Origin of the sequence: Salipiger marinus (assembly GCF_035481585.1) — a bacterium.
GTDB lineage: Bacteria > Pseudomonadota > Alphaproteobacteria > Rhodobacterales > Rhodobacteraceae > Salipiger > Salipiger marinus.
The window spans coordinates 1-6,984 of record NZ_JAYKSL010000039.1 but is presented as its reverse complement, the minus strand read 5'-3'; the positions used below and the strand labels follow the sequence as shown (position 1 = coordinate 6,984).

Here is a 6,984-nt window from a genome sequence, read left to right as displayed (position 1 = left end):
CCCCCGCCGGAAAAAAGGCGGGGGGCTCTGCCCCCCATGGGCGCGTGCCGCGCCCTCCCCCCGGGATATTTTTCCCAAGAAGAAGGCAAATTTCTGCGCGCGGGCCGCTTCTTCTTGGTTAAAATATCCCCGCCGGAGGCATCCGGCACCGCAACCCGCGCGACCTTGGGCTGAAGACGCGCGGGATCACGCGCATTTGCGGGCCGGGGGGGCTTTTGCGCGGAGGCGAAACGGGCCTATAAGGGCGGCGGCCTCGGCTTGAGGGAGTCGGAGGCCATTTTTCCGTATTACTGGGACGGGACACTGGATGTTTGGACTGGACAGACTCATGGGCGCCTTTTCGGCGGACATGGCCATCGACCTCGGCACCGCGAACACGCTGGTCTACGTGAAAGGTCGCGGGATCATCCTCTCTGAACCTTCCGTGGTGGCGTATCACGTCAAGGACGGCGTCAAGAAGGTTCTTGCCGTGGGTGAGGATGCCAAGCTGATGCTGGGGCGCACCCCCGGCTCGATCGAGGCCATCCGGCCGATGCGCGAAGGCGTGATCGCGGATTTCGACGTGGCCGAGGAGATGATCAAGCATTTCATCCGAAAGGTGCACAAGCGGTCCACCTTCTCGAAGCCGAAGATCATCGTCTGCGTGCCGCATGGCGCGACGCCGGTGGAAAAACGCGCCATCCGGCAGTCGGTGCTGTCGGCGGGCGCCCGCAAGGCGGGTCTGATCGCCGAACCCATCGCGGCGGCCATCGGCGCGGGCATGCCGATCACCGATCCCACCGGCAACATGGTGGTGGATATCGGCGGCGGCACCACCGAAGTGGCGGTGCTGAGCCTTGGCGACATCGTCTATGCCCGTTCCGTCCGGGTGGGCGGCGACCGCATGGACGAGGCGATCATCAACTATCTGCGCCGCCAGCAGAATCTTCTGGTGGGGGAATCCACCGCCGAGCGCATCAAGACCTCCATCGGCACGGCGCGCATGCCCGATGACGGGCGGGGCTCCTCGATGCAGATCCGGGGCCGCGACCTGCTGAACGGCGTGCCCAAGGAGATCGAGATCAGCCAGGCGCAGGTGGCGGAGGCGCTGGCCGAGCCGGTGCAGGCCATCTGCGAGGCGGTGATGACCGCGCTGGAGGCGACGCCGCCGGATCTGGCCGCCGACATCGTCGACCGGGGCGTGATGCTGACCGGAGGCGGCGCGCTGCTGGGGGATCTGGATCTGGCGCTGCGCGAGCAGACCGGGCTTGCGGTCTCCATCGCCGAGGAAAGCCTGAACTGCGTGGCTCTGGGCACCGGCAAGGCGCTGGAATATGAAAAACAGCTGCGCCACGCGATTGATTACGACAGCTGATCCGGGCCTCCTGCGGGGCAGGACCGGCTGAGCCACCCCCCCGGCGGGGGGTGGCCTCAGGCCTTGGACGCGGGGACATCATGGCCAGACACGGCTCCAACAGCGAGGATTATGCCGGTCCGCTGAAGCGCCTGCTTCTGGCGGTTCTGGTGCTGTGCCTGCTGGGGCTGTTCGTGTTCTGGCGCATCGACAGCCCCCGCGCCGAACGGTTCCGCGCCCAGATCATCGACGCGGTGATCCCGGGCTTCGACTGGGCCATGGCGCCGGTCACCGGCATCGTGACGCTGCTGCGCGATTTCCAGTCCTATCAGCGCATCCACGAACAGAATCAGGAACTGCGCCGCGAGCTGCGCCAGATGACGGCGTGGAAGGAGGCGGCGCTGCAACTGGAGCAGGAAAATGCCCGGCTGCGCGATCTCAACAATGTCCGGCTCGACCCGCGCCTGACCTATATCACCGGCGTGGTGCTGGCGGATTCGGGCTCGCCCTTCCGGCAGTCGGTGCTGATCAATGTCGGATCGCGCGACGGCATCGTTGATGGCTGGGCCACCATGGACGGCATCGGGCTGGTGGGACGCATCTCTGGCGTGGGGGCCAATACCAGCCGGGTGATCCTGCTGACCGATGCCACCAGCCGCATCCCGGCGGTGATCCAGCCCTCGGGGCAGCGCGCCATGGTCACCGGCGACAACACCGCGACGCCGCCCATCGATTTTCTTGAAAACCCCGATCTGGTGAAGCCGGGCGACCGCATCGTCACCTCCGGCGATGGCGAGGTGTTTCCGCCGGGCCTGCTGATCGGGCAGGTGGCGCAGGATCCGGGCGGTCGGCTGCGGGTGCGGCTGGCGGCGGATTACGAACGGCTGGAATTCCTGCGCGTGCTGCGCGATCACGGCGCGCGCCGGGTCAACGCGCCTTCGGGGCTGATCCTGCCCGCCCCGCTGCCCGAAGCGCCCGAGGCCACAGCCGAGGAGCCCGCCGCCCCGGCGGATGCTGGCTCCAATGGCTGAAAGCAGGCCCGCCCGGATCTGGGCCATGCGCGTGCTCTTCGTGGCGCTGGCCTGCGGGGTGGTGTTCTACCACCTGCTGCCGCTTGACCTGATGCCCGCGCGGCTGGCGGGGCCCGACCTGCTGACCGCGCTCTGTTTCGTCTGGGTGCTGCGGCGCCCGGATTACGCCCCGGCATGGCTGGTGGCGCTGGTGATGCTGATGGCCGACATCCTGTTCCAGCGCCCGCCGGGGCTGTGGGCGGCGCTGGTGCTGCTGGCGACGGAACTGCTGAAATCCCCCAATCGCGGCAACCGCGACCGCACCTTCCTGATGGAGTGGATCACGGTGGCGCTGGTGCTGGCCGCGATCACGATTCTGTACCGTCTGGTGCTGATGGTCTTGATCGTGCCCGCCGGACCGTCTTTTCTGACGCTCATGCGGTTTGCCATGACGGTCTTCTGCTATCCGCTGGTGGTCATGGTCTCGCAGCTTCTGCTTGGCGTGCGCCGCACCGCGCCGGGCGATTTTGATCACGCCGGGAGGCCGATGTGAGACGCACGCCCAAGGAAAGCACCGACAGCTGGAAGAAGATCTCGCGCCGCGCCCTGCTGCTGGGGGGCGCGCAGATGGCGCTGGCGGGCACGCTGGGGCTGCGCATGCGGCACATGCAGGTGGATCAGGCCGACCAGTTCCGGCTTCTGGCCGAAGAGAACCGCATCAACATCCGGCTGATCCCGCCGACGCGCGGGCGCATCTTCGACCGCAACGGCAAGGTCATCGCGGAAAACGAACCCACCTACCGCATCACCATCGTGCGCGAGGATGCGGGGGAGATCGACGAGGTCATCGCCCGGCTGTCGGCGCTGGTGGATCTGGATCCCGACGAGCTGAACCGCGCCATGGCAGAGATGAAACGCTCCGCGCCCTTCCTGCCCATCACCGTGGCCGACCGGGTCAGCTGGGATGCGATCAGCCGCGTAGCGGTCAATGCCCCCGCCCTGCCCGGCGTCACGCCCGAGGTGGGCCTGTCGCGGTTCTATCCGCAGCACGGCAATTTCGCCCATGTGGCGGGCTATGTCGGGCCGGTGTCGGAACGGGATCTGACCCGCTACGAGGATCCCGAACCCGTGCTCAGCATCCCCCGCTTCCAGATCGGCAAGGTCGGCGTGGAGGCAAAATTCGAGGATGCGCTGCGCGGCAAGGCCGGGGCCAAGCGGGTGGAGGTCAATGCCGTGGGCCGCGTCATGCGCGAGCTGGACCGGCAGGAGGGCGATTCCGGCGCCGACATCCAGCTGACCGTGGACAGCGGGCTGCAGGATTACGTGACCGCGCGGCTGGGGATCGAATCCGCCTCCTGCGTGGTGATGGATGTGGAAAAGGGCGACCTGCTCGCCATCGCCTCGGCGCCCACCTATGACCCCAACAAATTCGTGCGCGGCATCTCGGTGCCCGATTACGCCGTGCTGCGCGACAATGACCACCGGCCTCTGGCCTCGAAGACGGTGCAGGACGCCTATCCGCCCGGCTCCACCTTCAAGATGGTGGTGGCGCTGGCGGCGCTGGATGCGGGGCTGCTGTCGCCGGATGACACCTACTGGTGCCCCGGCCATCTGGAGGTCGGCTCGCGCCGCTTCCACTGCTGGAAACGCACCGGGCACGGCCATGTGAACCTTGAGCACAGCCTGCGAGAAAGCTGCGACGTGTTCTATTACGAGCTGGCCATGAAGGTGGGGATCGAAAAGATCGCCGCCATGGCCCGCAAGATGGGGTTTGGCGACGCGCCCGACGTGCCGATGTCGGCGGTCACCGCCGGGCTGGTGCCCGACAAGGACTGGAAACGCCGCGAACGCGGGGCGGAATGGCTGATCGGCGACACGGTCAACGCCTCCATCGGGCAGGGCTTCGTGCTCAGCTCGCCCCTGCAGCAGGCGGTGATGACCGCGCGGGTCGCCACGGGCCGCGCCGTGCGCCCGCGCCTGATCAAGACCATCGACGGCGTCGAGCCCCCGATCGAGGGTGGCGAGGATCTGGGGCTCAACCCCAACCATCTGCGCTGGGTGCGCCGGGGCATGTATGCGGTGATGAACAACCGCCGCGGCACCGGCTACCGGTCGCGGGTGGATCACGAACCCTATCTGATGGCAGGCAAATCCGGCACCAGTCAGGTGCTCAACCGCGTCGTGCGCAACGAGGATGTCCCGTGGGAGGAACGCGACCACGCGCTGTTCGTGGCCTATGCCCCCTTTGAGGCGCCGCGCATCGCGGTGTCGGTGGTGGTGGAACATGGCGGCGGCGGCTCCGCCGCAGCGGCCCCCATCGCGCGCGACGTGGTGCTGCAGGCGCTTTACGGCGGCACCCCGCCGCTGGACGCCTATCCCGCCTCCGACCGGGGCCGCATCGAGGCACAGCAGGAACGGCTGGAGCGCGAACGCCGCGTGCGCGAGCAAGAGGCGCAGAGCCGCGCATGAGCTATCTTGAATACACGGTCAAGACCACGCCTTCGGGCTGGCGCAAGGTGCTGCACCTCAACTGGCCGCTGATCCTGCTGCTGTCGGCGGTGGCGGGGGTGGGCTTTCTCATGCTCTATTCCGTGGCGGGCGGGTCGCTGCAGCCTTGGGCCGAGCCGCAGATGAAACGCTACGGCATGGGGCTGGCCGCCATGTTCGTGGTGGCCATGGTGCCGATCTGGCTCTGGCGCAACCTGTCGGTGCTGGCCTATCTGATCTCGCTGACGCTGCTGGTGGCGGTGGAGCTGTTCGGCGCCATCGGCATGGGGGCGCAGCGCTGGATCGATCTGGGCTTCATGCGGCTGCAGCCTTCGGAGCTGATGAAGGTCGCGCTGGTGATGGTGCTGGCCGCCTATTACGACTGGCTGCCGCTGCGCAAGACCTCCAGCCCGATCTGGGTGATCCTGCCGCTGCTGCTGATCCTTGGCCCCACCGCGCTGACGCTGGTGCAGCCCGATCTGGGCACGGCACTGCTGCTGATGACCGGCGGCGGGCTCATGATGTTTCTGGCAGGCGTGCACTGGGCCTATTTTGCCGTGGTGCTGTCCGCCGGGGCGGGCACCGTCTGGGCGGTGTTCGAATCGCGCGGCACCCCGTGGCAGCTGCTGAAGGATTACCAGTTCCGCCGCATCGACACCTTTCTTGACCCTTCCACCGATCCGCTTGGCGCGGGCTATCACATCACGCAGGCCAAGATCGCCATGGGCTCGGGCGGCTGGACCGGGCGCGGCTTCATGCAGGGCACGCAGTCGCGGCTGAACTTCCTGCCGGAAAAGCACACCGATTTCATCTTCAACACGCTGGCCGAGGAATTCGGCTTTGTCGGCGGCATCTCCCTGCTGGCGCTTTATGTGCTGGTCCTGATCTTCTGCATCGCCGCCGCGCTGCAGAACCGCGACCGCTTCTCCTCGCTGCTGACGCTGGGTGTCGGACTGACCTTCTTTCTGTATTTCGCCGTGAACATGTCCATGGTCATGGGGCTGGCCCCGGTGGTGGGCGTGCCGCTGCCGCTGGTCAGTTATGGCGGATCTGCCATGCTGGTGTTGATGATCGCCTTCGGTCTGGTCCAGAGTGCGCATATTCACAGACCAAGATGAGAGCATGATGTCCCCCACCATCCTTTTCGCCGCCCCGGCTGACCGCTGGGCGCAATACGAGACCCCCCTGACCGAGGCGCTGGACGCCACCGGGCTGGACTACCGGCTGGGGCTCGACCTGCCCCCCGAAGAGGTGGATTACATCATCTATGCGCCGAAATCCGGCCTGACCGACTTCACCCCCTTCCCCCGGCTCAAGGCGGTGCTGAACCTCTGGGCCGGTGTCGAAGGCGTGGTCTCCAATCCGACGCTGCGCGTGCCGCTGGCCCGCATGGTCGATTCCGAAGGCCTGACGCAGGGCATGGTGGAATATGTCACCGGCCATGTGCTGCGCCACCATCTGGACATGGACAAGTATATCGGCAACACCACCCCGGCATGGGATCAGGTGGCCCCGCCGCTGGCGCAGGAACGCCCGGTGACCATCCTCGGGCTGGGGGCACTGGGTCACGCCTGCGCGCGGCAGCTGACCAGCCTTGGCTTTCCCGTCACCGGATGGAGCCGCACCCCCCGCAGCCTTGACGGGCTGCGCTGCCTGCATGGCGCGGAGGGTCTGACCGAGGCGCTGTCGGGGGCCCAGATCCTCGTGCTGCTGCTGCCCCATACCGCCGAGACGGAAAACCTGCTCGACGCGGCGGCGCTGGATCTGCTGCCCAAGGGCGCCGTGCTGATCAATCCGGGCCGGGGCGCGCTGGTGGAGGACACCGCGCTGCTGGCGGCGCTGGACAGCGGACAGGTGGCGCAGGCCACGCTTGACGTGTTCCGCATCGAACCGCTGCCCGCCGATCACCCCTACTGGCAGCATCCGCGCGTCACCGTGACCCCGCATATCGCCGCCGAAACCCGCCCCGCCTCCGCCGCGCGGGTGATCGCCGACAACATCCGCCGCAACGAGGCCGGCGAACCGCTCTGCCATGTCGTCGACCGCGATGCCGGTTACTGACCTCCCCCACAAGGACCAGCCCATGCCCTTTGACCGCCGCGTAAAGATCGCGCCCTCCATCCTGTCCGCCGATTTCGCCGATTTTGGCCGCGA

General features: G+C 67.3%; 6 protein-coding genes and 1 pseudogene. All 7 read left to right on the top strand.

Features of this window, described 5'->3' with window-relative positions:
• Positions 1–307 precede the first annotated feature (307 nt).
• A complete protein-coding gene (locus VK682_RS25935) occupies positions 308–1,354 on the top strand; it encodes a rod shape-determining protein (protein WP_089843041.1) in 1,047 nt (348 codons plus the stop codon).
• Positions 1,355–1,434: 80 nt separating this feature from the next.
• On the top strand, positions 1,435–2,364 hold the full coding sequence (gene mreC, locus VK682_RS25930; protein ID WP_324782864.1) for a rod shape-determining protein MreC: 930 nt from the start codon (positions 1,435–1,437) through the stop codon (positions 2,362–2,364).
• On the top strand, positions 2,357–2,896 hold the full coding sequence (locus VK682_RS25925) for a rod shape-determining protein MreD (protein ID WP_089843045.1): 540 nt from the start codon (positions 2,357–2,359) through the stop codon (positions 2,894–2,896). Before mreC ends, VK682_RS25925 begins: the two co-directional genes overlap by 8 nt.
• Positions 2,893–4,812: a penicillin-binding protein 2 gene (gene mrdA / locus VK682_RS25920; protein ID WP_089843048.1), complete on the top strand. Its 1,920-nt coding sequence runs from the start codon at positions 2,893–2,895 to the stop codon at positions 4,810–4,812. Before VK682_RS25925 ends, mrdA begins: the two co-directional genes overlap by 4 nt.
• Positions 4,809–5,948, top strand: coding sequence for a rod shape-determining protein RodA (gene rodA / locus VK682_RS25915; protein WP_089843051.1), 1,140 nt, complete (start codon positions 4,809–4,811; stop codon positions 5,946–5,948). The genes mrdA and rodA overlap by 4 nt, the downstream gene beginning before the upstream one ends.
• Positions 5,949–5,955: 7 nt before the next feature.
• Positions 5,956–6,891 carry a 2-hydroxyacid dehydrogenase gene (locus VK682_RS25910; RefSeq protein WP_230798069.1) on the top strand — a complete coding sequence of 312 codons (936 nt, stop codon included), beginning with the start codon at positions 5,956–5,958 and terminating at the stop codon, positions 6,889–6,891.
• A 22-nt stretch (positions 6,892–6,913) separates the two neighbouring features.
• Positions 6,914–6,984, top strand: a pseudogene (locus VK682_RS25905) (ribulose-phosphate 3-epimerase); the annotation flags it as partial.